Annotated in this window: 25 protein-coding genes and 1 tRNA gene; 13 read left to right on the top strand and 13 right to left on the bottom strand. The window is 68.9% G+C overall.

The genetic code is table 11. The annotated features are described in order from the left end of the window. Positions 1 to 19: 19 nt before the first annotated feature. Positions 20 to 1,390 carry an aminotransferase class III-fold pyridoxal phosphate-dependent enzyme gene (locus tag HYZ11_19010; GenBank protein ID MBI3129702.1) on the bottom strand — a complete coding sequence of 457 codons (1,371 nt, stop codon included), beginning with the start codon at positions 1,388 to 1,390 and terminating at the stop codon, positions 20 to 22. Positions 1,391 to 1,674: 284 nt separating this feature from the next. On the opposite strand from HYZ11_19010, the gene ilvE reads away from it, so the two are divergent. From ilvE to HYZ11_18975, 7 genes are all read left to right on the top strand, one after another. Continuing rightward, entirely contained in the window at positions 1,675 to 2,610 is a 936-nt protein-coding gene (gene ilvE / locus HYZ11_19005) for a branched-chain-amino-acid transaminase (protein ID MBI3129701.1), read from the top strand. A gap of 17 nt (positions 2,611 to 2,627) precedes the next feature. After that, positions 2,628 to 3,605, top strand: coding sequence for an endonuclease/exonuclease/phosphatase family protein (locus HYZ11_19000; GenBank protein ID MBI3129700.1), 978 nt, complete (start codon positions 2,628 to 2,630; stop codon positions 3,603 to 3,605). After that, on the top strand, positions 3,605 to 4,540 hold the full coding sequence (locus HYZ11_18995) for a membrane dipeptidase (GenBank protein ID MBI3129699.1): 936 nt from the start codon (positions 3,605 to 3,607) through the stop codon (positions 4,538 to 4,540). The genes HYZ11_19000 and HYZ11_18995 overlap by 1 nt, the downstream gene beginning before the upstream one ends. Positions 4,541 to 4,731: 191 nt before the next feature. Next, positions 4,732 to 5,943, top strand: coding sequence for an acetate--CoA ligase family protein (locus tag HYZ11_18990; protein ID MBI3129698.1), 1,212 nt, complete (start codon positions 4,732 to 4,734; stop codon positions 5,941 to 5,943). Next, entirely contained in the window at positions 5,940 to 6,839 is a 900-nt protein-coding gene (locus HYZ11_18985) for a CoA-binding protein (GenBank protein MBI3129697.1), read from the top strand. The genes HYZ11_18990 and HYZ11_18985 overlap by 4 nt, the downstream gene beginning before the upstream one ends. A gap of 63 nt (positions 6,840 to 6,902) precedes the next feature. Then, positions 6,903 to 7,274, top strand: coding sequence for a nucleotidyltransferase family protein (locus HYZ11_18980; protein ID MBI3129696.1), 372 nt, complete (start codon positions 6,903 to 6,905; stop codon positions 7,272 to 7,274). Continuing rightward, entirely contained in the window at positions 7,261 to 7,602 is a 342-nt protein-coding gene (locus HYZ11_18975; GenBank protein ID MBI3129695.1) for a DUF86 domain-containing protein, read from the top strand. The genes HYZ11_18980 and HYZ11_18975 overlap by 14 nt, the downstream gene beginning before the upstream one ends. 31 nt (positions 7,603 to 7,633) lie before the next feature. On the opposite strand, the gene HYZ11_18970 is transcribed toward HYZ11_18975, so the two are convergent. From HYZ11_18970 to HYZ11_18960, 3 genes are all read right to left on the bottom strand, one after another. Further along, positions 7,634 to 8,398 carry an SDR family oxidoreductase gene (locus HYZ11_18970; protein MBI3129694.1) on the bottom strand — a complete coding sequence of 255 codons (765 nt, stop codon included), beginning with the start codon at positions 8,396 to 8,398 and terminating at the stop codon, positions 7,634 to 7,636. A 62-nt stretch (positions 8,399 to 8,460) separates the two neighbouring features. Next, entirely contained in the window at positions 8,461 to 9,342 is an 882-nt protein-coding gene (locus HYZ11_18965; protein MBI3129693.1) for a DMT family transporter, read from the bottom strand. Positions 9,343 to 9,480: 138 nt separating this feature from the next. After that, positions 9,481 to 10,536 (bottom strand): DUF2235 domain-containing protein, encoded by a 1,056-nt coding sequence (locus HYZ11_18960; protein ID MBI3129692.1) that lies wholly within the window; start codon positions 10,534 to 10,536, stop codon positions 9,481 to 9,483. A gap of 182 nt (positions 10,537 to 10,718) precedes the next feature. Here HYZ11_18960 and HYZ11_18955 point away from each other — a divergent pair, with 182 nt between their 5' ends. Beyond that, positions 10,719 to 11,771, top strand: a complete 1,053-nt coding sequence (locus HYZ11_18955) for an SIR2 family protein (protein ID MBI3129691.1) — start codon at positions 10,719 to 10,721, stop codon at positions 11,769 to 11,771. An 85-nt stretch (positions 11,772 to 11,856) separates the two neighbouring features. Further along, positions 11,857 to 12,447, top strand: coding sequence for a hypothetical protein (locus tag HYZ11_18950; GenBank protein ID MBI3129690.1), 591 nt, complete (start codon positions 11,857 to 11,859; stop codon positions 12,445 to 12,447). 590 nt (positions 12,448 to 13,037) lie between these two features. Here HYZ11_18950 and HYZ11_18945 read toward each other — a convergent pair. The 3 genes from HYZ11_18945 to HYZ11_18935 all read right to left on the bottom strand — a co-directional run bounded on the left by HYZ11_18945 (position 13,038) and on the right by HYZ11_18935 (position 18,329). Beyond that, a complete protein-coding gene (locus HYZ11_18945; protein ID MBI3129689.1) occupies positions 13,038 to 14,141 on the bottom strand; it encodes an FAD-dependent oxidoreductase in 1,104 nt (367 codons plus the stop codon). 328 nt (positions 14,142 to 14,469) lie between these two features. Next, positions 14,470 to 15,891 (bottom strand): thiolase family protein, encoded by a 1,422-nt coding sequence (locus tag HYZ11_18940; protein MBI3129688.1) that lies wholly within the window; start codon positions 15,889 to 15,891, stop codon positions 14,470 to 14,472. A 143-nt stretch (positions 15,892 to 16,034) separates the two neighbouring features. Then, positions 16,035 to 18,329 carry a xanthine dehydrogenase family protein gene (locus HYZ11_18935; protein MBI3129687.1) on the bottom strand — a complete coding sequence of 765 codons (2,295 nt, stop codon included), beginning with the start codon at positions 18,327 to 18,329 and terminating at the stop codon, positions 16,035 to 16,037. 178 nt (positions 18,330 to 18,507) lie between these two features. Between HYZ11_18935 and HYZ11_18930 the strand changes: the two genes are divergently transcribed. The 3 genes from HYZ11_18930 (at position 18,508) to HYZ11_18920 (ending at position 21,226) form a co-directional block, all read left to right on the top strand. Beyond that, positions 18,508 to 19,548 carry an alcohol dehydrogenase catalytic domain-containing protein gene (locus HYZ11_18930; GenBank protein MBI3129686.1) on the top strand — a complete coding sequence of 347 codons (1,041 nt, stop codon included), beginning with the start codon at positions 18,508 to 18,510 and terminating at the stop codon, positions 19,546 to 19,548. A gap of 147 nt (positions 19,549 to 19,695) precedes the next feature. Continuing rightward, positions 19,696 to 20,400: an arylsulfatase gene (locus HYZ11_18925; GenBank protein MBI3129685.1), complete on the top strand. Its 705-nt coding sequence runs from the start codon at positions 19,696 to 19,698 to the stop codon at positions 20,398 to 20,400. Positions 20,401 to 20,662: 262 nt separating this feature from the next. Beyond that, positions 20,663 to 21,226 carry a hypothetical protein gene (locus HYZ11_18920; GenBank protein ID MBI3129684.1) on the top strand — a complete coding sequence of 188 codons (564 nt, stop codon included), beginning with the start codon at positions 20,663 to 20,665 and terminating at the stop codon, positions 21,224 to 21,226. Positions 21,227 to 21,233: 7 nt separating this feature from the next. Here HYZ11_18920 and HYZ11_18915 read toward each other — a convergent pair whose 3' ends face one another. Continuing rightward, the gene (locus HYZ11_18915) at positions 21,234 to 21,623 is read right to left on the bottom strand and encodes a cupin domain-containing protein (protein ID MBI3129683.1); all 390 of its coding nucleotides are present in this window, start codon (positions 21,621 to 21,623) and stop codon (positions 21,234 to 21,236) included. Between the two features lie 56 nt (positions 21,624 to 21,679). Further along, positions 21,680 to 21,753: transfer RNA gene (locus HYZ11_18910), tRNA-Gln, on the bottom strand. 179 nt (positions 21,754 to 21,932) lie between these two features. Between HYZ11_18910 and HYZ11_18905 the strand changes: the two genes are divergently transcribed. Then, a complete protein-coding gene (locus tag HYZ11_18905; protein ID MBI3129682.1) occupies positions 21,933 to 23,117 on the top strand; it encodes a hypothetical protein in 1,185 nt (394 codons plus the stop codon). 81 nt (positions 23,118 to 23,198) lie between these two features. On the opposite strand, the gene HYZ11_18900 is transcribed toward HYZ11_18905, so the two are convergent. From HYZ11_18900 to hflK, 4 genes are all read right to left on the bottom strand, one after another. Continuing rightward, positions 23,199 to 23,714, bottom strand: a complete 516-nt coding sequence (locus HYZ11_18900; protein MBI3129681.1) for a carboxymuconolactone decarboxylase family protein — start codon at positions 23,712 to 23,714, stop codon at positions 23,199 to 23,201. Between the two features lie 134 nt (positions 23,715 to 23,848). Next, positions 23,849 to 24,238: a cupin domain-containing protein gene (locus HYZ11_18895; protein ID MBI3129680.1), complete on the bottom strand. Its 390-nt coding sequence runs from the start codon at positions 24,236 to 24,238 to the stop codon at positions 23,849 to 23,851. 204 nt (positions 24,239 to 24,442) lie between these two features. After that, the gene (gene hflC / locus HYZ11_18890; GenBank protein ID MBI3129679.1) at positions 24,443 to 25,435 is read right to left on the bottom strand and encodes a protease modulator HflC; all 993 of its coding nucleotides are present in this window, start codon (positions 25,433 to 25,435) and stop codon (positions 24,443 to 24,445) included. A gap of 2 nt (positions 25,436 to 25,437) precedes the next feature. After that, a complete protein-coding gene (gene hflK, locus HYZ11_18885; protein ID MBI3129678.1) occupies positions 25,438 to 26,451 on the bottom strand; it encodes an FtsH protease activity modulator HflK in 1,014 nt (337 codons plus the stop codon). Between the last annotated feature and the right edge of the window lie 311 nt (positions 26,452 to 26,762).

The raw sequence follows: 26,762 nt of genomic DNA, 5'->3' as shown, positions 1-26,762 counted from the left end.
CCCTCTCTAGCAAAATCCCCTACGCCAGCCCCTCCTCCTTCACCGTCTTGATCGCGGCCTCGAAGGCGGCGAGGGTCTCGTGGATGAGCTCGTCGGTGTGGGCGGTGCTCACCAGGGCGCGGCCCCCGTTGAAGTCCACCCCGTTCAGGATGAGGGCCTGGCGCAGCGCCCGGCTCTTGGCGGGATGGCGGGCGTCCAGGCGGCGCCAGTCCACCCGGCTCACGTCCTGATCCGCGCCGTCCCGGGGCGGGGCGTCCGCGCCGAAGAAGATCTTCCAGTCGCTGTGCTCTCCGTACACTTTCCAGGCCACCTTCTCCCGGGCCAGGGCCTCGTTCATCCCGTGGCGCAGCCGGGCGGCTTGCTGGTTCGCCAGGCGGATGGCCGAGCCGTCCGCCACCGAGGCCAGCATGGCGGCGCCGGCCGCCGCCGAGAGGGGGTTGCCGTTGAAGGTGCCGTGGTGGGAGATCTTCTTGCGGCGGTTCTCCTCCGGGTCGGGCTTGGTGGCGAGATAAGCCAGCACGTCCTCGCGCCCGCAGACGGCCCCGCCCGGGAGGCCCCCCGAGAGGATCTTGGCGAGGGTGGTCACGTCGGGCCTCACCCCGATCTTCTCCTGGGCCCCGCCCGGGGCCACCCGGAAGCCCGTCACCACCTCGTCGAAGATGAGGAGCGCGCCCGCCTTCCGGGTCTCCTCGCGCAACCCGTGCAGGAAGGAGGCCGGCATGGGCACGGCGCCGAAGTGGCTCCCCGTGGGCTCGGCGATGACGGCGGCCACGTCGCCCTTCGAGAGCCGGGCCCGGACCGCGGCCAGGTCGTTCGGGGGCAGCACCGTGACCAGCGCCACCACCTCGGGGAGCTGGCCCGCCTCGGGCTCGGCCTCGTAGGGCGGGTGGACGCCGATCTCCAGGCCCTCGTGCCAGCCGTGAAAGTGGCCCGCGAACTTGACGATGTGGCGCTTGCCGGTGAAGGCGCGCACCAGGCGCAGCGCCATGTGGGTGGCCTCGGTGCCCGAGGCGGTGAAGCGCACCCGCTCGGCGCTCGGGACGAGCCGGCACACCCACTCGGCCCACTCGATCTCCTTCTCGTGGGAGGCCCCGTAGTGGGTGCCCCGCATGAGCTGCTCGCGGGCGGCGTCCCGGACGAGGGGCGGGTTGTGGCCGTGGAGGAGGGCGCCGTGGCCCATCCAGTAATCGATGTAGCGGTTGCCGTCCGCGTCCCACTTGAGGGCGCCCTCGGCCCGCTCGACGTAGAGGGGGAAGGGCTGCATCCGGCGCACGTCGTGGGTGACGGCGTCCGGGAAGAGGCGGCGGGCGCGCTCGAAGAGGGCCCGCGAGGCGGGCAGGGCCTCGGCGTAGGCGTCCTCGAGCTTGGGCGGGGCGGCGGGCCGGGCCATGGGGGCCTCCTCGTGGAAGATGTGAAGGATGGAATCCCGCTGACGCTACGCCGCGGGGGCGCGTGCGTCAAGAAGAAAGGGTAAGAGCCAACCTAACGGTTCGGCCGTCATTCCGAGCGAAGCGAGGAATCTTCGCGTGTCGCCACCCCCGTAGATTCCTTGGTCGCTGCGCTCCCTCGGAATGACGCAACAAGCCCCCGCCTTGACAGCCCCGCCCGCGCCCTCTAGGCTCGCTGCGCAACCCCTTCAATCATGGCGGCTTGGAACCATACGGGGAGGCGCGCGTGCCCAAATATCCGCACAACAAGGTCTGGATCAACGGGAAGGTGGTGGCGGGCGAGGAGGCCAAGGTCAGCGTCTTCAGCCAGGCCGTCCTCCGAGGCTCGTGCGTGTACGAGGGCATCCGCGGCTACTGGAACGAGGGCCGGAAGAACCTCTTCCTCTGGAAGCTCGAGCCTCACCTCAAGCGCCTCGAGCAGAGCATGAAGATCATGCGCATGGAGTCCCCTTACTCGCGGGAAGACTTCCGCCGCGCCATCGTGGAGTGGGTCCGCGCCAACGGCTTCCGCGAGGACATCCACTTCCGCCTGAACGTCTACTTCGACGACGCGGGCCGGCTCGACATGAAGGCCTTCAAGCCCGAGGAGGTGGACACCTGCGCCTTCATCGCGGGCGGCCCCCGGGGGGACCGCGCCCGCCAGGAGCGGGGCATCCACATGTGCGTGAGCAGCTGGCGCCGCATCGGGGACGACTCCATCCCTCCGCGCGTCAAGGCCACCGCCAACTACCAGAACAGCCGCCTCGCCGGAGTCGAGGCCCGGGTGAACGGCTACGACGACGCCGTCATCCTGAACCAGGCGGGGAAGGTGTCGGAGTCCTCGGGCGCCTGCGTCCTCATCGTCCGGGACGGAGCGCTCATCGCCCCCCCGGTGACGGAGAGCATCCTGGAGAGCGTCACGCGCTCGTGCGTCCTCGAGATGTTCGGGAACTCCATCGGCGCGGCCTCCGAGCGGCCCGTGGACCGCACCGAGCTCTACATCGCGGACGAGGCCATCATGTGCGGCTCGGCCGAGGAGGTGACGCCCATCCTGAGCGTGGACCGCGTGGCCGTCGGCGACGGCAAGCCCGGCCCCCTCACGAAGCGCCTCCAGGGCATCTTCTACTCCGCCGTCCGGGGCGAGGACGAGAGCTACGAGCGGGACCTGGTGGCGGTGTATTAGGCCGGGAGGCGGATGTCATGCACCACGGCGACATATCCCCGCAGATCGCCCTGGGCCTGAAGGAGCTCCAGAAGAGGATCGGGGCCGCCAAGATTCCCTCGTCCAAGCTGGACGAGGCCCTCAACATCGCCACCTGGAACATCCGCGAGTTCGGCAAGACCCCGCGGCTAGAGGCCTCCCTCCATTTCATCGCGGAGATCCTGGGCCAGTTCGACCTCATCGCCGTCACCGAGGTCCGGGACAATCTCGGCGACCTCGGGAAGGTGCTCCGCATCCTGGGCCCTTACTGGAGCGCCGTCTTCTCGGACTATATCGTCGACGCGGGGGGGAACCGGGAGCGCATCGCCTACGTCTACGACAAGCGCGCGGCGGTTTTCACCGGCCTCGCGGCCGAGGCCGATCCGCCCAGGAAGAAGACGAAATCGGGCGAGTACGTCTCCGCCATCTCGTGGTGGAGGAGCCCCTACATCGCCTCGTTCCGCGCGGGCAACTTCGACTTCGTGCTCATCACCGCCCACATCCGCTGGGGGTCAGGGGAGAAGGCGCGGGTCGCCCCCCTCAAGCTCCTGGCCGAGTGGATCGACCGGCGGTCCAAGGAGAAGTACACGGACGACAAGGACATCATCCTCATGGGCGACTTCAACATCCCCAAGGTGGACGATGAGCTCTTCCAGGCCATCACCAGCAAGGACCTGGAGATGCCGGCGGCCCTGCGCGGGGTGAAGCACGGCTCCAACCTCTCCAAGGACAAGCGCTACGACCAGATCCTCCACTACCCGGTCCACACCAAGTCTTTCACGAATCATGCGGGTGTGCTGGACTTCTACGCGGGCGGCCACGGGCCGCTCTTCCCGGGCGTCCAGATGACCAAGGCGGAGTTCACCTACCAGCTTTCCGACCATCTGCCTCTCTGGATGCAGCTCGACGTGGACGTGGAGGGGGAGCGCCTCGATCAGATCATCACGGCGGGTCCCTCCAGCGGGAGGGAACGCTGATGCCCATCGCTTTCGGCGACATCTGGGATTTCCACACCGACCTGCGCTACATGGTGAATCTCCCGCCGGACAAGGCCTACCTCAGCGAGCAGATCGACCTCCCCGCCGCCCGGCGGCTGGGCGGGGTATTCAGCGCCACCGGGCGCAAGGCCGGCGCGCCCCAGGCCGAGCAGCTGAAGGTCCTGGAGGAGGACGTCCGGCTCATTCGCCAGATCCCGGGGCTGACGCTGGTCCTCCGGGCGGCGGACCTCGAGGGGACGGGCCGCCAGGTCCTCCACGCCGAGGGCATCTACTTCATCGAGCGCGAGGCGGACTTCAAGTTCCTCGACTGGATGTGGGATGAGGGCTTCCGCGGCCTGGGGCCCCTCTACAACGAGGACAGCGCCCTGGGCGGCGGGGCCAAGGGCGACCCTGCGCGGGGCCTCACCCCCCTGGGCCGCGACTTCGCCCTGCGCGCCTGGGAGAAGGGCTTTCTCGTGGATTGCTCCCACGCCAACCACCGGACCAAAGACGACCTGATCGACCTGGCCCTCGTGACCGGGAACCCGCTCCATTACTCCCACGGTCACCTCGACGAGGCCGCCGTCCCGGCCTTCGGCGAGCGGGGGCTGCCCCGGACGGCCGCGCGGCGGCTCCTGGAGACGGGGGGCCTCATCGGCCTGGCGCCCCACCCGGGCTTCTACGCCGCCTTCGGGCGGTACATGGAGGAGATCGATTTCCTGGCCGAGGTGGCGCCCGCCCAGGTGTGCCTCGGGACCGACTTCGCCGGGACGCACACCCCCGGCCCGGCCGGCAACCGCACCTTCGGCGAGCTGAAGGGGGTGTGGGGCGTCCCCGCCTTCGCCGGGCGCCTGGCCCGCGCCCACGGGGAGGACTTCGCCCGCTCTTTCTGCGGGAGCACGCTGAAGGAATGCCTCCGGCGGTCGCTGCCGTAGGAAATGGATCGTGCTTGGTTTCTCCCTCCCCCTCCGGGGGAGGGCAGGGTGGGGGACGTTTCTGGTGCATTCCCTCCCCCCACCCCCTCCCGGCGGGAGGGGGAAGAGCAATGCCCTCTCTGAATCGATTGTAGGGACGTATTGCAATACGCCCCTACGCGTCGCCCATCGCTAAATCCTGGAGACTCCCCTTGGCCCGGCTCCTCGAGCACGACTCCCTCGACCTGCTGAGGCGGCACGGCGTGCCCGTGCCCTCGTACCTCCTCGCCGCCTCGGCGGAGGAGGCCGCTTCGGCCGTGAGGCGCCTGGGCGGGCGGGCCGTGCTCAAGGCGCTGGTGCCGGTCGGGAAGCGGGGCCGGGCGGGGGCGGTCAAGCTCGCCGCCTCGCCGGAGCACGCCCATGCCGAGGCGGCGCGCATCCTGGGCATGACGGTGCGCAACTTCCCGGTGCGGCGCCTCCTGGTGATGGAGGCCCTCGACATGAGGCGCGAGTGCTTCGTCTCGCTCACCTTCGACTGGCGGACGAAGTCCCCCCTCCTCCTATTCTCCGCCGAGGGCGGGATGGACGTGGAGGAGATCGCGGCCTCCCGCCCGGACCGCCTCCGCGAGCTCCCCATCGACATCGTGGACGGGCTCTCCTACCTCGATGCGCTCGATCTCGCCCGCGAGGGGAGGCTCGCCGGCCCCCAGGCCGAGGCCGCCGCGCGCGCGATGTGCGGCCTCTACGCCGCCTTCCGCGCCTCGGACGGCCGCCTGGCGGAGGTGAACCCGCTGGCTGTCCTCGGGGACGGCCGGATGGTCGCCGCCTCGTGCGCCTTCGAGGTGGACGATCAGGCCCTCTTCCGCCATCCGGAGCTGGAGGCCCTCCTCGGGGAGGAGCAGGGGAACGGCTGGCGGCCCCTCACGTCCCTGGAGAAGGAAGTGCGGGAGATCGACGCCATCGATCCGCACGTCGGGGCCATCCGCTTCAGCGAGATGGAGGGCGACGTCGGCTTCATGGTCTCGGGAGGGGGCTACGGCCTCACCAGCCTGGAGGAGTTCCTCCGCCGGGGGGGCCGCCCGGCCTGCACCTTCGACATCACCCCGGGCCGCTACGAGGAGAAGATGCGCCGGATGGTGAAGGCCGTCCTCCGGAAGCCGGGCCTCAAGGGCCTGGTGCTCGCCTCGAACGTGAGCAACTTCGCCCGGGTGAACGTTCGCGTGGCGGGCATCGTCCAGGGCCTGAAGGAGGCGGGGCTCGACTACACGAGGTTCCCCGTGGTCGTGCGCTACGCCGGGCCCGGGGCTGAGGAGGCGCGGCGGCTCATCGCCGAGGTGCCGGGGGTCGAGTGGCACGAGGAAGACTTCTCGCTCGAGGACGTCTGCCGCCGCATCGCCAAGCGCGCCTATGGGACCGGGGCGTGAGCATCCTCCTCGACGGCTCGACGCGGGTGCTGGTGCAGGGGGCGACCGGTGGCGAGGCCCGCCGCCTCATCCCCACCATGACGGCCTACGGCACGCGAATCGTGGCGGGCGTCTCCCCCGGCAAGGGGGGCGAGCGGGTGGAGGGGATTCCTATCTATTCCACCGTGGCGGACGCGCTGAAGGAGCACGAAGCCGATCTCTCGGTTCTCTTCATCCCGGCGCGCTTCGCCAAGGCGGCGGCGCTGGAGGCCATCGAGGCCGGGGTTCCGTCCGTGCACATCCTGGCGGAGGGGGTGCCCCACCACGACGCGGCCGAGATCCTCGCCCGCGCGGGGCGGGCGGGGGCCCTCGTCATCGGCCCGAACAGCCAGGGGATGGTGAGCCCCGGGAAGGCCAAGGTGGGGGGGACGGGGGGCGAGGTGCCCCACCTCATGTTCCGCCCGGGGCCCGTCGGGGTCGTGAGCCGGAGCGGGGGGATGGGGGCCGAGATCTGCCTCTTCCTGACGAAGGCCGGGATCGGCCAGAGCACCTACGTGGCCATCGGGGGGGACCTCCTCATCGGCGCGGCCTTCGCCGAGATGCTCGCCCTCTTCGAGAAGGACCCCGAGACGAAGTGCGTCGTCCTCTTCGGGGAGCCCGGCACGGGCCGGGAGGAGGAGGCCGCCGCCTTCATCCGCTCGGGCGGCTTCACCAAGCCCCTCGTCGCCATGATCCCCGGCGAGTTCATGGAGCGCATGCCCCAGCCCCCCGCCGTGAGCCACACCGGCGCCCTCGTCGAGCGAGGCGTGGGCGCGCCCTCCGCCAAGAAGAGGCTCCTGCGCGGGGCGGGGGCGCGGGTGGCGGAGAGATTCAGCGAGATTGTTCCGCTGGTACGCGAGGCGCTGGGGGAGGGGTAAGCGCGCGTTCGCCGGAGCATTGATCCATGCTAACCTGAACCGGATTTGGGGAAGGAGGGGAAGATGCCCGGGAAGACGGCCCCCAAGACGCCCGAGCGCCTGGCGAAGCGGAAAGTCGCCCGTCCGCGGCGCGCCAAGGTCCAGACCCGGCGCGAGGTGCTGTCCCTCCTGCGCGCGAACCGGGACCTCCTGAGAAGATGCAAGGTCAGGCGGATTGGCATCTTCGGTTCCTTCGTCCGAAACGAGCAAACCGCCAGGAGCGACGTGGATTTCCTCGTCGATTTCTCCGAGCCCAATTTCGACCGCTTCATGGAGCTTCATGAGCAGCTCAGGAAGCTTTCCGGCAGGAAAGTCGAGCTTGTCACGCCGGAGGGCTTGAGCAAATATCTCAAGCCCTTCGTGGAGAAAGAGGTCCGGTGGCATGAAGTCGGATGAGCTATTCCTCCGGCATATTCTCGACGAGATCAATTTCCTTCTGCAGCAGACGCAAGACATGACCTACGAGCAGTTCCTTGGGGATGAGGTCATCAAGCGAGCGAGCGCAAGGAGCTTTGAGATCATAGGGGAAGCGGCCAAGAACATATCTGCCGACTTTAAGAAAATATGCAGGGAAATTGATTGGAAAGGCATGGCGGGGTTGCGGGACACGCTGATTCATCGTTATTTTCAGACAAACTGGAGCATTATCTGGAGCGCCCTCAAGGAAAAACTGCCGGGGCTCAAGCTCGCCATCGAGCGGGCGCTGGGCGATCTCAGGAAATAATCTCGCCTTTGGCAGTCGGCCACGCCCTCCCTCACACCATCGTCGCCCCGCCGTTCACGTCGAGCGTCGCCCCGGTGATGTAGCCGGCCTCGGGGCTGCAGAGGAAGACGACGGCCGCGGCGACCTCCCCGGGCTCGGAGAGGCGGCCGGCGGGGGTGGTCCGCTCGATGTGGCGGATGCGCTCCTCGCTCCGGATGGCGAGGGTGCGCGGGGTGCGCACGTTGGCGGGTGCGACGGCGTTCACCGTGATCCCATGGGGGGCGAGCTCCCGCGCCGCTTGGCGCGCCAGGGCGAGGACGCCGCCCTTGGCGGCGGTGTAGTGCGGGGGATTGGGGTTCACCCCGCTCCGGGCGGCCATGCTGGAGAGGGCGACGAAGCGCCCGTAGCGCGCCTGGATCATCAGCGGCGCCGCGGCCTTCAGCAGGTAGAACATCGAGCGCAGGTTGGAGTTCACCACCCCGTCCCACGCCTCGGCGGGGCAATCCATCAGGCTCACGTACTCGGGGAAGCCGCCCGCGCAGTGCACCACGATGTCGAGCCGGCCCTTCTTGTCGTGCGCCTCCTCGACGCCTCTTCGCGTGGCCTTCCAGTCCATCAAATCGGTGACGGAGTCGAAGGCCTCCCCGCCCGCTTCCCGGATGGCGCCCGCCACCCGCCCGGCCCCTCCGGCGTCGATGTCCATCACGCAGACGGCGCAGCCCCGCCGCGCCAGCTCGCGGGCCGCCGCCTCCCCGATGCCGGTCGCGGCCCCCGTGACCACGGCGCACTGGCCCTGGAAATCCCCCGGCGCGTTCATTCTCTCTCCTCGTGAGTGTGTGGGACCCAAGGATATCTCCCTTTTCCGCCCGCGCGCCAGGGTTACCGCAGCCTCCACGCGATGAGGGCGGCGCCCGCCACGATGAGGACGGTGCCCCAGACGATGAGCTTCGTCACGCGCTCGGTCCCGCGCAGGAGGAGGCGGCTCAGCAGGAGCGAGAAGAAGGGCGCCGTCGAGCTCAGCGGGATGACGATCGAGACGTCCCCCAGCCCCAGCGCGTAGAACTGGGTCAAGAAGCCCGCCCCGTTCAGCAGCCCGCAGCTCCCGTAGAAGGCCCACGCCTTGGCGTTCGGGAGCCGGGGGCGCTCGGCGGCGGGCATGAGCGGCCGGAAGAGGGAGAGGAAGAAGAGCCCCGCCAGGCTCGAGACCGTCACCCCCAGCACGGGGGCGTTCACCGCCGTGAGGGCGAGCTTGCGGAAGAGGAACGACCACGCCGCCGCCAGCACGCTCACCCCGATGAGCCACAGGTGGCGCCGGGACCAGCTCGTGTCCGAGGTCTTCTTGTAGGAGAGGGCGGCGCAGCCCGTCACGATGAGGAGCGTCCCCGCCCAGACGTAGGGCCCCGGCCGCTCCCCCAGGACGGCGGCCGCCAGCATCGTCGAGAAGAGCGGCGTTACCGAGGTCAGCGGCATGGTCCGCGCCACGCCCAGGTGGTGCAGCGAGAGATAGAGGAAGACCCGCGAGCAGGCGGGCCCCGACAGCCCGGCCAGGATGAAGAACCCGATGGCGCGCCCGTCCCACCAGGAGGCGTCCCGCATCCAGAGGGCGGCGGCGATGAATAATGGGAGCGGCGCCAGGAGGCTGATGAACACCCCGGTGATGGCGTTGGCGTGCTCGCGCCCCAGGCGCACCAGGATGCTGAAGGCGCCGAAGAAGAACGAGGTGCCCAGCGCGAAGAGGGCGGCGGCGGCCGGCGCGGGCATCAGGGGAGAGTGTCCCGGCGGGCCGTGCGCCCGGCGGTGCTCCGGCTTGCGTGTGGCGCCCTCATGCGGCCTCCGGCGGGAGAATGACGTGCCCCCAATCTAGCCGCCTTTCCGCCCGGAGGGGAAGCCCGGCGCCCCTCACCCCCGCAGGCGCCCCGCCCGCGCGCCGCGCGCGTGCTCCCCGACGGGGTTCTTGGGGCGGTAGTCCGGGTCGCGGCTCAGCCGCTCGAACACCGTCGTGTCCAGCGACTCGGCGCCGTAGAGGGTGTGGCCGATGGTGCGGTAGCGCCGCGGGGAGACGAGGCCGTAGAGCCCGCCCAGGAACTCCTTGTAGGAGTCGCGCACCGCGAGTCCCGCCACGTCGGGCGCGGGCCGGGGCGCCTTGGCCGGGTCGAGGGCCAGGCCGCAGCCCGAGGTCTTCTTCATCATCCAGTCGAGGGTCACGTCCGAGAGCCCGCAGTCGGGGTAGCCGCCCCCCACGTTGGCGTGCGCCCCCACGAACCACACCTGCTCGACCGTCTGGTTGGGCTTCTCCTTCGGGTCCCAGAGGGTGGCCGTGTAGTTCTCCCGGTGCTCGTCGATGGCCACGGCGTGGTAGGCGTTCGCGACGATGCCGCTCAGCTCGGTGTCGTGGAACTGGTAGAAGCCCCGGTTGAACCACTCGAACGACTGGAGCGGGATGCCCAGCGCCCCCACCGTGTCCCACACCCCGAGGAAGTGGATGCGGATCTCCCGCGAGAACTCGCGGCGGAAGAACACGGCGTTCTCGGTGTCGGCGCTCCCGTCCCGGGTGCGGTAGAGGGAGTAGGCCTCGGAGGTGAGGTCCTTGTGCGCGGGCTTGAGGAGGCCGGCGTTGCGGATCATGCCCACCAGGCTGCGGGCCGTGTAGCCGCCCCGGCTGAAGCCGAGGATGAAGACCTCGTCCCCCTCCTCGTAGCGGTCCACGAGGAAGCGGTAGCCCTCCTGGATGTTCTCCGAGAGGCCGACGCCGAAGGCCCCGCCCCGGACCTTCTCGTACCACTTGGTCCCCACCCCCTCGTCGTACCGCTTGACCTGCTCGGTGCCGCCCGCGTCCCGGGGCAGGACCGCCTCGTAGAACTTGTGGACGTTGGTGCTCGTGTTGCCGTCGATGTCGCCGTCCTCGTCCGGGGTGTTCCAGGTGCCGTCGAAACAGACCACCAGCCGCTTGGCCATGGCGCCGCTTCCTCCTCGCCGCGGAAGATGAGAGCCGGAAGATGGGTTCTGGGCGTGCCGTCGGCCATTATAGGGGAGGCGGGGGGAGGGGAGTAGGCCGCTTGCGCGGTCCGGGCGCCCGGCCCCAAAGTGAAGGGATCACGGACGAAGGCGGACGCCCGGCTTGCGCGCGGAGGCCCATCATGGCGGACGGCAAAGGCGTGACGGTGCTGTTTTTGGGGTCGGGGTTTACGCGAGGCATTGGAAGGATTCCCACCCAGAAGGAAGGGAGTTTTATCGACAGCGTATTGGGAGATGGCAGGGAGGCAAGGATCAGCTTTTACAAGATTAATGGTGTGCCGTTGCCGACATGGATAAGAAAAATTGGAGATATCGAAGTCTGCATGTCTCACCTTCACAACCTTGCATATTCTAATCTCGCAACGCCCAGTAGCAAAGGGATGGCTAAGAAAGCAATCATCAATCTACGCAGTGCAATTAGAGATTACATGATAGCTCAAAAAGTGGAGAAATGGGATGTGGCTTGCGAATTTGCAAGGCGTTTCATTCGCGATGCTGGAAAAGACAAGGTCGTCATTCTGACAACAAATTATGATCTCTTTACGGAAAATGTATTGAAAGAGGGGCAAGGACTTGAATTTGAATATCCTGAAATTCCGCTACAGAGGGCGCACCAGGAACACGCGGTTCCACTCTATAAACTTCACGGTTCAATTAATTGGATGGAGGAACGAAGAGTTGGAGACAGGGAACTGATTGGGGTTGAGCCTTTGTATGTAAGGGACGATCTTGCGGATGCCAAATTAGATTTTGTGAATGTCAGTAATGAGACACATATTTCCTGTAAGGAGAAAGGTGGATATTGGGTATACAAGGAGAACGGGACCGGTAGGGTATATACTCCTATCCTGATCCCCTTTTTCTATCAAAAGGAAGAGTGGCTCGGCCAGCGATGGGGATATCTTTTCCAAAGGCATTGGGCCAGCGCGAAGAATTGGTTCTACGATAACGAGATTGAAAAAATGTTTTTCATCGGCTGTGGGCTTCCGCGAGCGGATACGTATTTGATGTCGTGGTTGTTGAGTATCTTTCAGAAGAAGAAACCGGAGACGATCAAGATCGTTTGCGATGGCGATCCAGACAATTTAGGCAAGGCACTGAGCCCTTTCATCAATCCTGACGAAGATATCTACAAATGCGGCCTTAAGCACTTCTTAGACCATTTCAAGTCCTGATTCAGGCAGGTGGCGCAGTACGCAGATCCTTCGCTACGCTCAGGATGACAAGCGGGCTGGGCCGCTCGTCTGGCGAGGTTTCCCCATGTCCTCCATTCTCGGCGACTGGGATTTCCTGCAGCCCTGGTGGTGGGAGCCCATCCTGGCGCCCGTGCTGGGGCTCCTGGCCCTGGCGGGGCTCGCGGCGGTGGGGGCGGGGCTCTACTTCCTCGCGGCGCGCACCACGAGGCTCCAGGACTACCGCGAGGCCCTGCGGGGCCCCGAGGAGGAGGGGGACGAGCCGCCCCTCCCCGAGGACGTGCGCGAGATCCAGCGCTGGATGGAGAGGGAGCTGCCCGAGGTCTCCGAGGAGGAGATCGACGAGATGGAGGCCATCCTCGAGCGCTCGCTCGCCGAGGACATCCACCCGGACATGCGCCGGGAGATCGAGAAACGCGGCATCCCGGTGCGCCTGATGGACCTCCCCACGCCCGAGACGGTGAAGGACGTGGGCTACCTCCCCACGGCCATCTGGCACCCGGCCATGAACGCCATCGAGATCTACGCCGCCCTGGTGAAGGACGAGTGCGGGCGGGACCGCCGCGCCTGGCGCCGCCTCATCGGGGAGCTCCTCCTCCACGAGATGGGCCACGCCCTGGGGCTGGGGGAGAGCGAGGTCAAGGATTTCGGGGTGTGATGGCCGGCGGCTGAGATGCGGGACTTTCCGTCCGTAGGGGCGAGGCGTGCCTCGCCCCTTGCATTCGATGGGTGGAAACCGTAGGGGCAGGCCCCCGTGCCTGCCCCGGGAAGGAGGACACCACAGCCGGGATGACTGGTCTGCCCCCTCCCTTTGGGAGGTCGGGCCCGCACGGGCCCGAGGGGGGAGGGAGGCCGCTCGCGGCATTTCCCCCGCTGTGCAACCGGCTACATGGGTAACACATCAGACCGGGCACATGGGTGACACTTTACCCCACCGGCCCTTGGGGCCTCCCCGGAGGGGGAGGGAGATTCGAAACGCGGGCGGCCAGGCCGCCGCTGTTCCGCGTCACATTCCGCCTCCCCCCAAAAAATTCTTTCCAACCATGAACCTGCGCGAAATTGCGGTGACGCCCCCTCGGCGCCAGGGAGGTATCTTCCCCACGGGGGCATCGCGCCCGGGCCTTCGTAGGGGCGAACCTCGTGTTCGCCCTCCGGCAGCTTGTCTCGCCTAGTGACGGATAAAGCATGGATATTGACGCATAAAGCCCCTTTTTTTCGGGTGGGCCGGTCGACGATTCGACGAGGGCCTCACCCGAACCGCCGGGGGTCGTAAGGGGCGGGGTCGAGGGGCGGCGCCTCGCCCAGGAGGAGGGCGGCGGCGAGCCGGGCGCTGGCCGGGGCGGGGCCGATGCCCGTGGGGCCGTGCCCGGCGCAGAAGAAGAGGCCCTCCAGGCGCCCCGGGCCGATGAGCGGGAGGCCGTCCGCCGAGAGGGGCCGGAAGCCCGTCCAGGTCTCCTCGATGGGGGCATGGGCGAGGGCGGGGATGACGCGGATGCCCGAGGTGAGGAGCCAGGCGAGCCCCCCGGCGGTCAGGCGCGGGTCCTCCCCCGCGAGCTCCCGCGTCGCCCCCAGCACGAGGCGGCCGTCCGCCCGGGGGACGAAGTAGGGGTCCTCCGGGGTGATGAGCACGCGGCGCGGACCGATGCCCCGCGCGTCCAGGGAGAGGATCTGGCCCCGCTGGGGGAGGATGGGGGGCGCGGGCGCGAGCCCGGGCAGCTCCCGGCTCCCCACTCCCGCGCAGACGAGGACGGCCGGGGCCCCGGCCTCGCCGTCGAGGGTGCGCACCCCGCGCGCCCGGCCTCCCTCCACGAGCAGTTCCCGGACGAGCTGGCCCTCCCGTATCTCCACCCCCAGGCGGCGGCAGGCGAGGGCGAGCGCGGGCGCGAGCTTGCGCGGGTCCACGCTCCCGCCCGGGAGGAGGAGCGCCCCCGGCAGGCGGTCCGAGAGCGCGGGCTCGGCCTCCCGGAGCTCGGCGGCGCCGAGCCAGCGCCCCTCGCCGAGGGCATGCGTCCCCGGCTCCGCCTGGAGCTCGCGCGCCTGCCCCTCGTCCAGGGCGAGGAGGAGGACGCCCGTCTCGCGGAACTCGGGGTCGAGGCCGCTCTCTTCCTGGAGGGCGCGGGCGAAGCCGGGCCAGAGGGGAAAGGAGGCCCTGCGCAGCCTGAGCCCCGCCTCCCCGCCCCGGTCCGCGCGCCCGGCCGTGCCGTGGGTCGAGACGATGCCCGCCGAGGCCCAGGTGGCGCCCGAGCCCGTGCGGCCCTTCTCCAGCAGAAGGACCTCCCGCCCCGCGAGGGCCAGCTCCCGGGCGCAGGCGAGGCCCATCACCCCTCCGCCCGCGACGATGACGTCGGCCATGCGTCCTCCTTGGGGCTAGATATGGAATCCAACCACGTTGTTCATTCCGTGGGGCGATCTTCATCTTCTTCGGCCTGCGCCGGCCGAAAGTCGGCTACGGCCGACTGAAGGTCGGAGGCCGTAGCCCCCTGCGGAGGGCAAAGGCCCTCTCCCTTTGGGAGAGGGTGGAGCATCCGGGCGGCCCGCCGCTTGGATGCTCCGGGTGAGGGAGGCCCGGCGCCGCGGCCCCTCACCCCCGACCCCTCTCCCATGGGGAGAGGGGGGCAGAACCTGCAGAGAGAACGCTGAGGAACAGGCACATGGGCGCAGGCCTGCTTCGATTTCACAGCTAGAGGATGAAGAGGCCCCGCTCCGTCCGCGCGAGCCGCACCCTCTCCTCCGCCTCCACCGGGCGGGGGGCGCGGGCGAGCACGGTGCGCGAGAGGCCCTCCGCCCGGCCCTCCACCAGGGCGAAGTGGAGCGGCCCCTCGAAGCCGGCGGGGGGCGAGAAGAGGGTGGTCGAGGCGCGCACCACCCCGCCCTCCGGGTCGGGCGCATCGAGCGGCGCCTGGGGGGCCTCGGGGACGGCGGGCAGGGGAGCGCCGTCATCCGGCGGAGATGCCCCCTCCAGCTCCAGCACGGTGACGAGGTTGTTCGTCGCCAGGCCGCCCATGCTGAGGGCCACCCCGCGCCGGGGCGGCCCCCCGCGCCGGACGCCCTCCCGCCCGAGGCGCCGGGAGAGCTCGATCACCTGGGCGAGGCCCGAGGCCCCGATGGGGTGGCCGCGCGCGAGGAGCCCGCCGGAGGCGTTGACGGGCAGATCGCCGCCCGGGTCCACGCGCCCCGCCTGGAGGGCCGCGCCGTAGGCGCCGGGCGGGAAGAGGCCCAGGTCCTCGGCCGACATGATCTCGATGGCGGTGAAGGCGTCGTGCACCTCGGCCAGCTCGATGTCGGAGGGCCCGATCCCCGCCATCCGGTAGGCCTGGGCGGCGGCCCGGCGCGTCGAGGCGAAGAAGGCGAGGTGGCTCCGGCGCGAGAGGGCCTGGGTGTCGGTGGCGTGGCCGAGGCCGCTCACCCGGAGCGGGGTGCGCCGGGAGGTGACGATCAGGGCGGCGGCGCCGTCCGAGATGGGGCCGCAGTCGAAGAGCCGGAGGGGGGTGGAGACGTGGCGGCTCGCGGAGAACTGCTCGAGGGTGAGCTCGCGCCGGAAGTGGGCCTTCGGGTTCGCGCAGCCGTTGCGGCGGTTCTTCACGGCGACGCGCCCGCGCATGACCTCGAAGGCCTCGGGGCCGATGCGGTGGGCGCGGCGGTAGTACTCGGCGATGAGGGCGGCGAGGGAGGTCATGGTCGCGCCCATCCGCCGCTCGGAACGGTCGATCATGCGCGCGAGGCGCGCCGTGACCTGGGCGGTGTCCTGGTGGCTCTTCTTCTCGCCCCCCAGCACGAGCACGGTGCGGAAGCGCCCGGCGGCCACGGCGTGGCAGGCGGAGTGGAGGGCGGCGGCCCCGGTGGAGGAGGCGGTCTCGACCCGCCAGGCGGCGGCCCCGGCGAGCCCGAGGGAGTCGGTGATGAGGCTGGCGGAGTTGCCCTCGTCGAGGAACTCCGCCGGGTTCAGGATGCCCACGACCACGGCCTCCACGCTCTCGCGGGTCACCCCGTGGGCCCGGGCCTCGGCGAAGGCCACCTCGGCGGCCTCGGCCATGAGCTGCTGCATGGATTCGGATCGTTTGCCGAAGCGGGAGAGCCCGCCCCCGGCGACGTAGGTGTCCAAAGCGTCCGCCCCGGCCGGTGCCCCCGCGCGGAAGGCGGCCGCGCGCGGCGAAAGAGAATGAGCGTCAACCGCGGGAAAATTCTAGCACGGACCGGGGCGGAGGAGCCCCCCCGCCCCCGGCGGGGGGCGGGGGAAGAAGAAGGCTAGTGCTTGCCGTTTCCGTTGCCGTTGAGCCCCCCCATGGCCCGGAGGATGGCCTCGGGCGTGGCGGGGAGATCGGTGATGCGGGCCCCCACGGCGTCGTAGATGGCGTTCAGGATGGCGGGCGTCGTGGGATTCAGGGCGGGCTCGGCCACGCCCTTCGCCCCGAAGGGCCCCGTGGGCTCGGGGGCCTCGACGATGATGGCCTTCATCCGGCCGGGGGTGTCCAGGGCGGTGGGGATGAGGTAGTCGTCGAGGTTCGGGTTCTGGGCGATGCCGCGCTTGTAGACGATGCGCTCCATCATCCCGAAACCGTAGCCCTGGAGGGAGCCGCCCTCGATCTGGCCCTCCACGTTCATCGGGTTGACCGCCTGGCCCACGTCGTGCGCGGCGGCGAGCTGGAGGACGCGGCACTCGCCCGTGTCCACGTCCACCTCGACCTCGGCGGCGTGGGCGGCGAAGACGTAGCAGTCGTAGGGCTTGCCCTGGCCCGTCTTCTTGTCGAGGTACTGGCCGGGCGGGGTGTAGGAGCCCTCGGCGATGGGCATCTCGCCGTCGCGGTGGCACTTGAGCGCGACCTCGGCCAGGGAGCGGCTGCGGTCCGGGGCGCCCTTGACGGAGATACGGCCCTCCGCGATCTCGAGGTCGTCCTCCGCCGCCTCGAGCATCTGGGCGGCCTTCCGCAGGAGAAAGCCCTTGGCACGGGCCACGGCCTGGCGGACGGCGTTGCCCCCGATGTGAGTGACGCGGCTCGCGACCGAGCCCTGGTCGTAGGGGACGGCGTCCGTGTCGCCGGTGACGATCTGGACGCTGTCGAGTCCCACCCCCAGCTCCTCGGCGGCGATCTGGCGGAGGATGATGTGGGCGCCCTGGCCCACGTCGGCGCAGCCGCTCCAGATGGTGAGGGTGGCGTCCTCGTTCACGCGGGCGAAGGCGGAGCTGGGGTTGGGCGCGGCGGTGAAGCCCACCGGATAGATCATCGCGGCCAGCCCGCGGCCCCGGCGCTTGCGGCCGCAGGCCGAGGGGCGCCCGCCCCCGATGGCCTCCCACTTCACCTCGCGCGCCGCGGCCTCCAGGGACTCGGCGAACCCGCAGCTTTGGATGACGTCGCCGCTGTGGGCCTTGTCCCCGGCCTCCATCGCGTTGCGGCGGCGGAACTCCAGGGGGTCCACCCCCAGCCGCTTGGCGATGGTGTCCATGTGGCATTCGCAGGCGTAGGTCGTCTGGGTGACCCCGAAGCCGCGCACGGCCCCCGCGACCCCGTTGTTGGTGTAGATGAGGGTGGAGTCCACGTGGAGGTGGGGGACCCGGTAGGGGCCCGCCCCCATGAGGGCGGCCTTCGAGGCGGTGGTCTCGCCGTAGGAGCAGTAGGCGCCTCCGTCGAGGAGGAGGAGGATTTGGCTCGCCGTGATCCGCCCGTCCTTGGTGACGCCCGTCTTGTAGTCCATGACGATGGAGTGGCGGACCGTCGAGGCGGTGAACTCCTCCTCGCGCGTCATGCGGAACTTGACGGGCCGCCGGGTCTTCATGGCGCAGAGCGCGGCGAGGGGCTCGATCACGCTCTCGTGCTTGCCGCCGAACCCTCCGCCCGTGGAGGGGCAGAGCACCCGCACCCGGGAGATGGGCAGCTTGAGGACCCGGGCGATGCTGAAGCGCATCTGGTAGGGCGTCTGGGAGGAGACGTGGATCGCGAGCTTTCCGGAGGCGTCCGTCTCGGCCAGGCAGATGTGGGTCTCCATCGAGACGTGCTCCTGGGTGCGGCTCTGGTAGCGCTCCTCGACGATGAAGTCCGCCTCGGCGAAGCCCGCCCCCACGTCCCCGCGCCGCACCCTCCACTCCAGGACGATGTTCCCGGTCGGGTGGTTCTCGTGGAGCAGGGTGCAGCCGGGGCGGATGGCCTCCTCGGGATCGGTGACGACGGGGAGGTCCTCGTACTCGACCTGAATGAGGCGGACGGCCTCGGCCGCCGCCTCCCAGCTCTCGGCGCAGAGGGCGCCGACGGGGTCTCCCTCGTAGCGGACTTTGTCCGTGCACAGGACGGGCTGGTCCTGGAGGTGGGGCCCGTAGGCGTTCACGGGGATGTCGTGGCCCGTGATGACGCAGGCCACCCCCGGGGCCCGCTCGGCCCGCCGGGTGTCAATGCGGAGGATGCGCGCGTGGGGGCGCCCGGCCCGGAGGACGGCGCCGTAGAGGACGCCGGCCGGCCGGAGGTCGTCCACGTAGGGAGCCGATCCGGAGGCGAGCAGGGAACCATTCGCCCGGGGGAAGCTCTTGCCGATGGTGTGCCTAAGAGTCATGTCGCCCGCCTCCACGGAAGTTCCTCTCCGCGCCCGCCCGGGCCGGGGGCCGCGGTGGCGCGGCCAATGGATATAATATATAGGGATGTTGTACTCTTGTAATTACGCTCAGCCCGGTGAATGACAGAAAAGTCTGAAAAGGGCTGTTTTTAAAGGCTTATCGTGAGGAGGAGGGAGGATGCGGGCGGTCTGGGTGGAGAAGCCTCATGCGTTCCAGGTGGTGGAGCATCCCGACCCCGAGCCGGGAACCGAGGAGGTGCTCGTCCGGGTGCGGGCCTGCAGCTTCTGCGGGTCGGACATCCACCTCATCGAGGGCCACATGCCGGGAGTGGTGTATCCCCTGATCCCGGGGCATGAGTGGACGGGCGAGGTGGTGCGGGCGGGCGCGCGCGCCGAGGGGTTCAAGCCCGGGGACCGGGTGGCCACCGAGAGCCACGCCGGCTGCGGGAAGTGCACGAACTGCCTGCGGGGCTACTACACCATCTGCGAGAACTACGGCCGCCGGCAGGTCCACCGGCAGATCGGCATCACCTCGAACGGGGGCTTCGCCCAGTACTGCGCGGTGCCCGCCAAGGTGCTGCACCACCTCCCCGAGGGGATGAGCTACACCGCGGGCACCCTGATGACCACGGCGGGGACGGCGGTGGTGGGGCTGGAGCGCTGCGGGGTGGAGACGGGGGATCGCGTGCTGGTGTTCGGCGCGGGCGCGATCGGCCTGCTGACCATGCAGTTCGCACGCCACCTGGGGGCGGGGGAGGTGTGCATCGTGGACCCCGTGGCCTCGCGGCTCGATCTGGCCCGCAAGCTCGGGGCGGAAGTGACCGTCCAGGCGGGCGCGGAAGATCTCGACGCCGCGCTCGAGGCGCGGGGCTGGCGCGGAGGGCCCGACCTGGTGGTGGAGGCGGCGGGGCTGCCGTCCCTGCAGGCGGAATCGATCCAGCGGGTGCGGCGCGGCGGCCGGGTGCTCCTCCTGGGCATCGCGGGGGGAGAGCCCGTCCCGGCGCCTCTCAACCGCGTGCCGCTCGACCAGATCACAATCTACGGGGTGCGCGGCGAGGGCGACCGCGCGGTCGCTCGCGCCATCCGGGCCTATCGCAGCGGCCGGATCGACAGCAGCGCGATCAACACCCATGTCTTCCGGCTCGACCAGTTCGCCGAGGCGTTCGAGGTCTTCCGGCGGAAGAAGGACGGAGCCGTCAAGGTCGTGCTGGAGTGCTGAACCTCCGACCGAGATTGCGGGCTTTCGCCTTCCGGGCCCTTTGCGCGCCTGTTCCGCGAATTTTCTCAAGAGGTTGCGGCGCCCGGACGATATGAATTAGAATCCGCCGGCTTCTTTCCAGCGGATTTTGGAGGCTTCCGCCCGATCATGGCGCGCCGGATTGCCGTCGTCCACGCGATGCGTCTCGCGATCGCGCCATTGGAGGAAGCCTTCCAGCGGCTGTGGCCCGAAGCCCGCCACTTCGGCGTCCTGGACGAGTCCCTGGCGCGCGACCTGGCCGAGGCCGGCCGCCTGACCCCCCGCATCCACGCCCGCATCGCCGACCTCGCCCGGGACTGCCGGGCGCAGGGGGCGGACGCCATCCTCTTCTCCTGCTCCGCGTTCGGGGTCTCCATCGAGGCCGCGCGCGCCTCGATGGACGTGCCGGTCCTCAAGCCGAACGAGGCCATGCTCGAGGAGGCGATCGAGGCGGGGAAGCGGGTCCGCCTCATGGCCACGTTCGAGCAGTCCATCCCCTCCATGGCGAAGGAGCTGCGCGAGCTGGCCGCCCTGCGCGGGAAGGACGTGCGGATCGAGCCCTGCTTCGTCCCCGGGGCGCTCGAGGCGCTGGAGTCCAAGAACCCCGAGCTGCACGACGCCCTCATCGCGGAGGCCGCGCGCCACGGCGGCCCCTGCGACGTCATCCTCCTCGCCCAGTTCTCGATGGCCCGCGCGCTCCCGGCGGTATCCAGGCGCGTGGAGGTCAAGGTCCTCACCAGCCCGGACAGCGCCGTCTCCCGGCTGCGCGGCCTCCTCGCCTCCGCGAACGGGACCAGCGGAAAGCTGGCGCCTGAAGTCAAGAAATCCACCTGACCCAGCCTGCCCCCCTCTGAGTCCGGTTCATTTCACTCTTTACTTGTATTGACAAAAGGCGGGGCCGGGCTGGAAGCGGGCGCTGGGCTTGTCCTTGCCGGGAGTTCCTGGGCGCCGCCGGGCCAGGCGAGTGACGAGGGACACTCATCCGCCGGATTCGCGGCGGCCGGCCGCCCGGCCGGGCCCGCGGATTGCACAAAGGGGCCTGAGCCTGTCCGGAGGAAGCATTTCGCCGTTGCCAGCGACCGAGAGGAGGGGGGCGGTGGGCCAGGGGGGAGAGAAGAAGAGCGCGCTGGGAATCCTGATCGTGTTCCTGTTCGGGCTGGGAGTGGCCGGGGGGAGCGGCTACGGCCTTTGGGTGGTCATCCCGAAGGGGCTGGTGACGACCTCCCTGTGCGTCCGCTCGATGGACATCGTCAAGCGCACGACGCGCTCCCGCAAGGGCTTTTCGCTGACATCCAAGGAGCTCCACCTTCAAGGCCGCAACCAGGCCGCCGTCTTCTACCACACCCTCGGGGCGATCTTCGTCCAGGACGGCTTCGTGAGCCAGGTCGCGGCGGGGAGCTGCTACCGGGTGGAGGTGGAGAAGGCCGTCTACGAGCAGCACCTGAGCCGTCCCGTCGCCACCGGCTACGGCCGATCGCCGGTGCAGTACCAGCGCGGCGATCGGCCCAAGGTCAAGATGTACTCGATGGCCCGGGGGGAGGAGATGCTCTTCACCCCCTTCGACGCCTACGGCTGGGACGCCATCGGCCTGGGGCTCCTCGGCCTGTTCGGGCTGTTCCTGATGTTCTGCGCGGGCAAGTCGGTGGCCGAGGAGATGTGAGCGCCGCTCATGCGCCGGAGAGCCGCTCCCAGACCTCGTCGGCGTCTTTGGCCCGGTTGTAGTCCTGGCCCATGTCGCCGTTGCCGACGGGGCTCTTCGCCGCGAAGAAGGTGGCCGGCCCGCCCACGGCGCGCACCCCGTGCCGGGTGTTGCGCGGGATGTGGATGAGGTCCCCCTTCTCAATGATGCGCTCCTCCTCACCCAGGACCATGCGCAGCCTCCCCTCGAGCATGAGCATGAACTGCTCCTCGTTCGGGTGGAAGTGGGGCATGGGGCCCTCGTTCTCCTGGTAGGTGACGATCCCGACCTTGATGAGCTCCCCGGCGACGCCCTTCTCCATCGCCGAGCTCACGCTGGCCTTTTTCGACTCCATCTCGGAAATGCGGAAGAAAGGCATCGCGGAACTCCTTTGGACAAAAGGCGCGGCCGGCGCGCGCGCCCCGCGGGTTGTCGTGGCTGGGGGACCAGGATTCGAACCTGGGTAACGAGATCCAAAGTCTCGTGTCCTGCCTCTAGACGATCCCCCATTCGGCCTTATTTATACACTCCCCGGGGGCGGCTTGTAACCACCGCGCCCCGCGGCTCCGGGAGGCGCGTTCTCCTTGCCCGGCGGAGGGGGCTGGACGCATAATCCCCTCTCCAGCCGAAAGCCGCAGGCGTCTTTCCTTCATCCCGCGGGTGCGCGGAGAAACCGGAGAGGCATCGAATGAGCCCGTCGAAAGCGAAGCCCGAGGAAGCGAGGAACGTGAGGCGCGTCGGCCACAGCGGCATCAACGGCTGGGGAGACGCCTTCCAGGTCATCGTCCGGGACAACAAGTGGTGCTACGTCGCCGCCTCGGGCATGGAGGGCCACGAGGGGACCTCGGTGCTCGACGTCGAGGACCCGAAGAACCCCAAGGTGGTCCACCAGATCCCCGCGCCCACCGGTACCCACTCCCATAAGGTCCTGTTCCTGGACGACGTGATGATCGTCAACGCCGAACAGATCCGCGGCTGGGAGGGGGAGGGCTTCGTCGGGGGGCTCCGCCTGTTCGACGCCTCGGACCCCGCGAGGCCTAAGCCCATCAAGGCCTTCCCGATGCCCGGGCGGGGCGTCCACCGGCCCATCCTGGACGAGAAGAACCGCATGCTCTACTGCTCCTGCGGGGCGCCGGGCTACCGCGGGAACATCCTCTGGATCCTGGATATCGATGACCCGGCCAACCCGAAGGTGGTGAGCCAGTTCGCGCTCGAGGGCCAAAAGGAGGGCACTCCGCTTCCGCCGGGGGTGAAGACGCTCCAGTTCCACCAGGCCAACCGCCGGGGAGATTATCTCTACGCGGGCTGCGCGGACTGGGGCGTCGTGGTCCTCGACGTGAAGGACCCGGCGCGCCCCCGGCAGATCGCCCACTTCAACCCGACCCCTCCCTACCCGGGGCACTGCCACACCGTGCTGCCCGTGCCGGAGACGGACCTCCTGGTGGTGACGCACGAGTCCACCTCGTTCGACGTGTCGGAGCCGCCGGGCTTCATCTTCATTTACGACGCCAAGCTCCCCAGCAACCCCGTGCCCATCTCCACCTGGATGCCCTACCCGGTGGACCCCAAGACGCTCTATCCGAAGGAAGGGGACTGGACGACCCGGGGCGGGCGCTACGGCGCCCACAACGTGTGGGAGTTCATGGGGCCCAGGGACTTCGTCTACACCACCTGGTTCAACGCGGGGCTCCGCATCGTGGACATCTCCGACCCCTTCCGGCCCGGGGAGGTGGGCTACTACGTCCCCGCGGGCATCAACGGCAAGGCCACGCCCCAGAGCAACGACGTGTTCGTGGACGGCCGGGGGCTCGTCTACGTCTCCGACCGCTGGGGTTGCGGCCTCGACATCGTGGAGTACACCGGCCCGCGCTAGCCCCAAATGAGTCTCGCGCCAGCGCGAAGCCCCCGCCCAGGCGGGGGCTTCGCCGTTCGGAGGGGATGCCGGAAGATAAAGTCAGATGTCGAATACCCGGACCGCCGCCGACACCATGACGTAGAAGCCGATGAGGGCGGTGAGCTCGGCCACGCCCTTTTCCCCGAGATGAAAAACCGCCGCCCGGTAGGCCGCCTCCTCCGCCTCCCTGCGCGCGAGGAGCCCGTGCACGAGATCATAGGCGGCGGCCTCGGCGGGCCCCAGGGCGCCGGGCCTGCGGCCCTCCGCGACGGCGGCGACCGCCTCCGCCGGCAGGCCGCTCTGAAGCGCCAGCGCCTCGTGCGCCTTCCAGGCGTAGTCCGCCCGCCACTCGCGCACCACCATCAGGACGGCCAGCTCCCGCACGCTCCCCGGCAGGGAGGTGCGGTGAGAGAGGAAGTCGATGAGGCCGCGGAGGCGCGCGGCCAACTCCGGGCTTCGCACCCAGGCGTTGAACGGCCCGCGCACCCCGCCGCGCTGGTTCGCGGCGATGTCCTCGTACACCTTGCGCTGCTCCTCGGGCATCGTCTCGGTGGAGAGGGGTGTGAGGCGGCTCATGCGTGCTCCCATGGGATGGCCGGCGGGCGGGGCTAGCCCCGAAGGCCGAAGTGCTCCGGACGGAAGTTCTCCACGATCGCCGACACCTTGGCGACGCAGGCCGCCTTCCGCCGGGCGGCGGGAGGCGGGACTTCTCAGGGCTTGCCGTGCAGGAACTCGTTCTTGGGCGGGCCGGCGTAGCCGGGGAGATAGTCGATGCGCCCCGAGGAGAGGACCTCGATGTAGACCGCGCCCTCGGGCCCCACCCCGGTGGCCGTGTGGTACACCCCGCCCGGCACGGCGGCCAGCTCCCCCGGCCCGAGCCACCTCTCCTCGTCCCCCACCCGCAGGCGCATCTTCCCTTCGAGGAGGACGATGATTTGGTCCTCAGGGTGGCGGTGGGTGCTGCGCTCGTCGAACTTCGTGCCGGGGGCCATCTCGCCGCGCTGGGCGGTCAGGCCGTCGAGTACCACCGTGCGGCGCATGGTGCCGGGCCGGAGGTTCTGGTGGGCCGGGAAGTCCGTCCAGCGGTGGAAGTATCCCATGCAGTGTCACCTCAAGGTGGGTTTCCCGGCCGCCCACGGAAATACGCGGAACGGCGACGTGGCATTGGCGCTACCGCCGAGCGAACTGCATGTTTCCTTTGGGCGGCCGGTAGATAGCGCCGAGAATGGCCCGCTTCCCTCGCGCGCAGGGGCTCAGCCCGTCCCGGAGGCCGCGCTCACGTGCCGCTTCGGCGGCCAGAGGCTTTATTTTTTGCGCGCGTCGAGGGGCGCTGTCGGCGGCTGGGCCCCGGGCTTGGCCTCCTTCAGATACCGATAATAGTCGCTGTCCGTGGTGAGGATCATCACCGAGTTCTTGTTCTGCCCGTCCTTATAGGTCTCCAGGGTGCGCGAGAAGGCGAAGAACTCCGGATCGCGGCCATAGGCGCCGCCGTACACGCGCGTGGCCTCGGCGTCGGCCTTCCCCCGGATCTCCTGCACCCGCCGGTAGGCGGTGGAGCGGATCTGGCGGAGTTCTTTCTCCATGTTTCCCAGAATCTCGGCGCTCCGGCCCTCTCCCTCGGACCGGAATTGGGCGGCAATACGCTTGCGCTCCGAGATCATCCGGTCGAACACCCTCTTTTGGACGCTGTCCACGTAATTCAAGCGCTTGATTCGCACGTCCACCAGTTCAATTCCATACTCCGAAATGACCTTCCGGGCTTCCGTCAAGACGGCCCGGGTGATCTCCTCCCGCCCGCGCGCCACCTCCTTCACCAGCTCCTTCGCCTGCTCGGCCGGCACTTCCTTCAGGGCCTCTCCCTGGGGAACTTCCCACGTGGCGCTTCGGACCAGTTCCACAAGCTCGCTGGAGGAAACCTGGTCCCTGACCACGGAATCGATGATGTCGTCCAGCCGGGATTGGGCCCCGGCCTCCGTGGCCACCCTCTCCAGAAACTTCTTGGCGTCGACGATTCGCCAGCGCGCCGTGGTGTCTATCCAGATGAACTCCCGCCCCTTGGTCGGGATCTGGTTCGGGTCCCCGTCCCAGATGAGGAGGCGCTTCTCGAAGCGGCGCACCTCCTGAATGAAGGGGAGTTTGACGTGGAGGCCCGCCTTCGTGACGGGCTCGCCCACGGGGCGGCCGAACTGGAGGACGATGGCCTGCTGGCCCTCCTCCAGCGTGTAGAAAGTCCCGGAGAGAACGAGAAGGCCCACCACCACTAAGGCTCCGAATATACCCGTTAGAATTCTTGGCATGGCTATTTTCCTCCCGCTGCGGGCGCCTGCCCCGACTCCAGGGGGAGCCACGGCACCAGGGCCTTCTGATCACTATCGACAACGTACAAAGCCCTGGCCGCGGGCAGAATGGCGTTGATGGCTTCCAGGTAGAGGCGCCGACGGGTGACCTCCGGAACGCGTTGGTATTCCTCCAGCACCGCCTCGAACCGATGGGCCTCTCCAGTGGCCCGGTTGACACGTTCGAGCGCATATCCCTCGGCCTCGCTGATGGTTTTTAAAGCTTCTCCCCGGGCCCTGGGAATCTCCCGGTTGGCCTGCTCCTCGGCCTGGTTGATCGTGCGCTCCCTGTCCTGACGTGCCTCGTTCACCTCATTGAAGGCCGGCTTCACGGGATCCGGCGGGGTCACGTCCTGGAGTTCCACGGTAACCAGGCGGACGCCGGTGTCATAGGTGTTCAGAATCTCCTGCATCTCCTTCTTCACCTCCGTGGAAATGGCCACGCGGCCGACGGTGAGCACATCGCTGCCCAGCCGGTTGCCCACCACCCGGCGCATGACGGCTTCGGAGATGTCCCGGATCGTTTGCCCCGTGTCGCGGACCCGGAAGAGGTACCGGATCGGATCTTCGATCCGGTACTGGACGATCCACTGGACGTCGATTACGTTCAGGTCCCCCGTCAGCATCAAGGACACGTCCTTGAACGCCCTGCTGTCCCTGTACTGCGTCCGCTGGCCGGCGACCGGCGCCACCGTCTGGAATCCAAATTCCTCCTTGAGGACGCGGGCCGTGGGAACCAAGCGGGTTGTCTCGACGCCGAGCGGTAGCTTGAAGTGAAGGCCCGGGCCCACCGTCCGGACCACGGCTCCGAAACGCTGAACAACGCCCGTCTGCTCGGGCTGCACCGTGAACCAAGCCGTCCAAAGCAAGAGCAGGAGAAGTCCGGCCAGGACAATCGGGAGAAACTTCAAGCCCTTGAAGTCGCGGAAGCGATTCTGCAGCTCCCGTAACACTTGCTCGGGATCATATGGCTGCATGGTTTCCCTCCTTTCCATGGAAATCTGTCCCGCCGAGGGAGAGCAGGCTGCCCCCCGATCGAGCCCGGAAACGGCTTGAACGAGCCTGCGCATCTATCAGCCGGGAATGATGCGGCAACATTCCTTGGTTCTCCTCAGGTGGATTCCATCGGCTTTCCGCCAGCCGCCCTGGATGCCGCATCCGGGATGCACCGCGCGGCGCCGCCCGTTTGGGAACGCCTCTCCCATACGAACGGTGGAAGATGAAAGCGGCAAGATTGAAGGGAGGCGGCTCGGCGGAACGCCCGCCCGGAACGGCAGCGTCCGGAGAT

Source organism: Candidatus Tectomicrobia bacterium (genome assembly GCA_016192135.1).
Lineage (GTDB): Bacteria > UBA8248 > UBA8248 > UBA8248 > UBA8248 > 2-12-FULL-69-37.
Note: the sequence above shows the minus strand (reverse complement) of the source record. Positions and strands in the feature narration are given on the sequence as shown.

What these genes read in the sequence shown, in the direction of transcription:
- HYZ11_19010 (MBI3129702.1), bottom strand. Translation starts at nt 1,390, where the DNA reads ATGGCCCGGCCCGCCGCCCCGCCCAAGCTCGAGGACGCCTACGCCGAG.
- HYZ11_19000 (MBI3129700.1), top strand. Translation starts at nt 2,628, where the DNA reads ATGCACCACGGCGACATATCCCCGCAGATCGCCCTGGGCCTGAAGGAG.
- HYZ11_18995 (MBI3129699.1), top strand. Translation starts at nt 3,605, where the DNA reads ATGCCCATCGCTTTCGGCGACATCTGGGATTTCCACACCGACCTGCGC.
- HYZ11_18980 (MBI3129696.1), top strand. Translation starts at nt 6,903, where the DNA reads ATGCCCGGGAAGACGGCCCCCAAGACGCCCGAGCGCCTGGCGAAGCGG.
- HYZ11_18975 (MBI3129695.1), top strand. Translation starts at nt 7,261, where the DNA reads ATGAAGTCGGATGAGCTATTCCTCCGGCATATTCTCGACGAGATCAAT.
- HYZ11_18970 (MBI3129694.1), bottom strand. Translation starts at nt 8,398, where the DNA reads ATGAACGCGCCGGGGGATTTCCAGGGCCAGTGCGCCGTGGTCACGGGG.
- HYZ11_18965 (MBI3129693.1), bottom strand. Translation starts at nt 9,342, where the DNA reads ATGCCCGCGCCGGCCGCCGCCGCCCTCTTCGCGCTGGGCACCTCGTTC.
- HYZ11_18960 (MBI3129692.1), bottom strand. Translation starts at nt 10,536, where the DNA reads ATGGCCAAGCGGCTGGTGGTCTGTTTCGACGGCACCTGGAACACCCCG.
- HYZ11_18955 (MBI3129691.1), top strand. Translation starts at nt 10,719, where the DNA reads ATGGCGGACGGCAAAGGCGTGACGGTGCTGTTTTTGGGGTCGGGGTTT.
- HYZ11_18950 (MBI3129690.1), top strand. Translation starts at nt 11,857, where the DNA reads ATGTCCTCCATTCTCGGCGACTGGGATTTCCTGCAGCCCTGGTGGTGG.
- HYZ11_18945 (MBI3129689.1), bottom strand. Translation starts at nt 14,141, where the DNA reads ATGGCCGACGTCATCGTCGCGGGCGGAGGGGTGATGGGCCTCGCCTGC.
- HYZ11_18935 (MBI3129687.1), bottom strand. Translation starts at nt 18,329, where the DNA reads ATGACTCTTAGGCACACCATCGGCAAGAGCTTCCCCCGGGCGAATGGT.
- HYZ11_18930 (MBI3129686.1), top strand. Translation starts at nt 18,508, where the DNA reads ATGCGGGCGGTCTGGGTGGAGAAGCCTCATGCGTTCCAGGTGGTGGAG.
- HYZ11_18925 (MBI3129685.1), top strand. Translation starts at nt 19,696, where the DNA reads ATGGCGCGCCGGATTGCCGTCGTCCACGCGATGCGTCTCGCGATCGCG.
- HYZ11_18915 (MBI3129683.1), bottom strand. Translation starts at nt 21,623, where the DNA reads ATGCCTTTCTTCCGCATTTCCGAGATGGAGTCGAAAAAGGCCAGCGTG.
- HYZ11_18905 (MBI3129682.1), top strand. Translation starts at nt 21,933, where the DNA reads ATGAGCCCGTCGAAAGCGAAGCCCGAGGAAGCGAGGAACGTGAGGCGC.
- HYZ11_18900 (MBI3129681.1), bottom strand. Translation starts at nt 23,714, where the DNA reads ATGAGCCGCCTCACACCCCTCTCCACCGAGACGATGCCCGAGGAGCAG.
- HYZ11_18895 (MBI3129680.1), bottom strand. Translation starts at nt 24,238, where the DNA reads ATGGGATACTTCCACCGCTGGACGGACTTCCCGGCCCACCAGAACCTC.
- hflC (MBI3129679.1), bottom strand. Translation starts at nt 25,435, where the DNA reads ATGCCAAGAATTCTAACGGGTATATTCGGAGCCTTAGTGGTGGTGGGC.
- hflK (MBI3129678.1), bottom strand. Translation starts at nt 26,451, where the DNA reads ATGCAGCCATATGATCCCGAGCAAGTGTTACGGGAGCTGCAGAATCGC.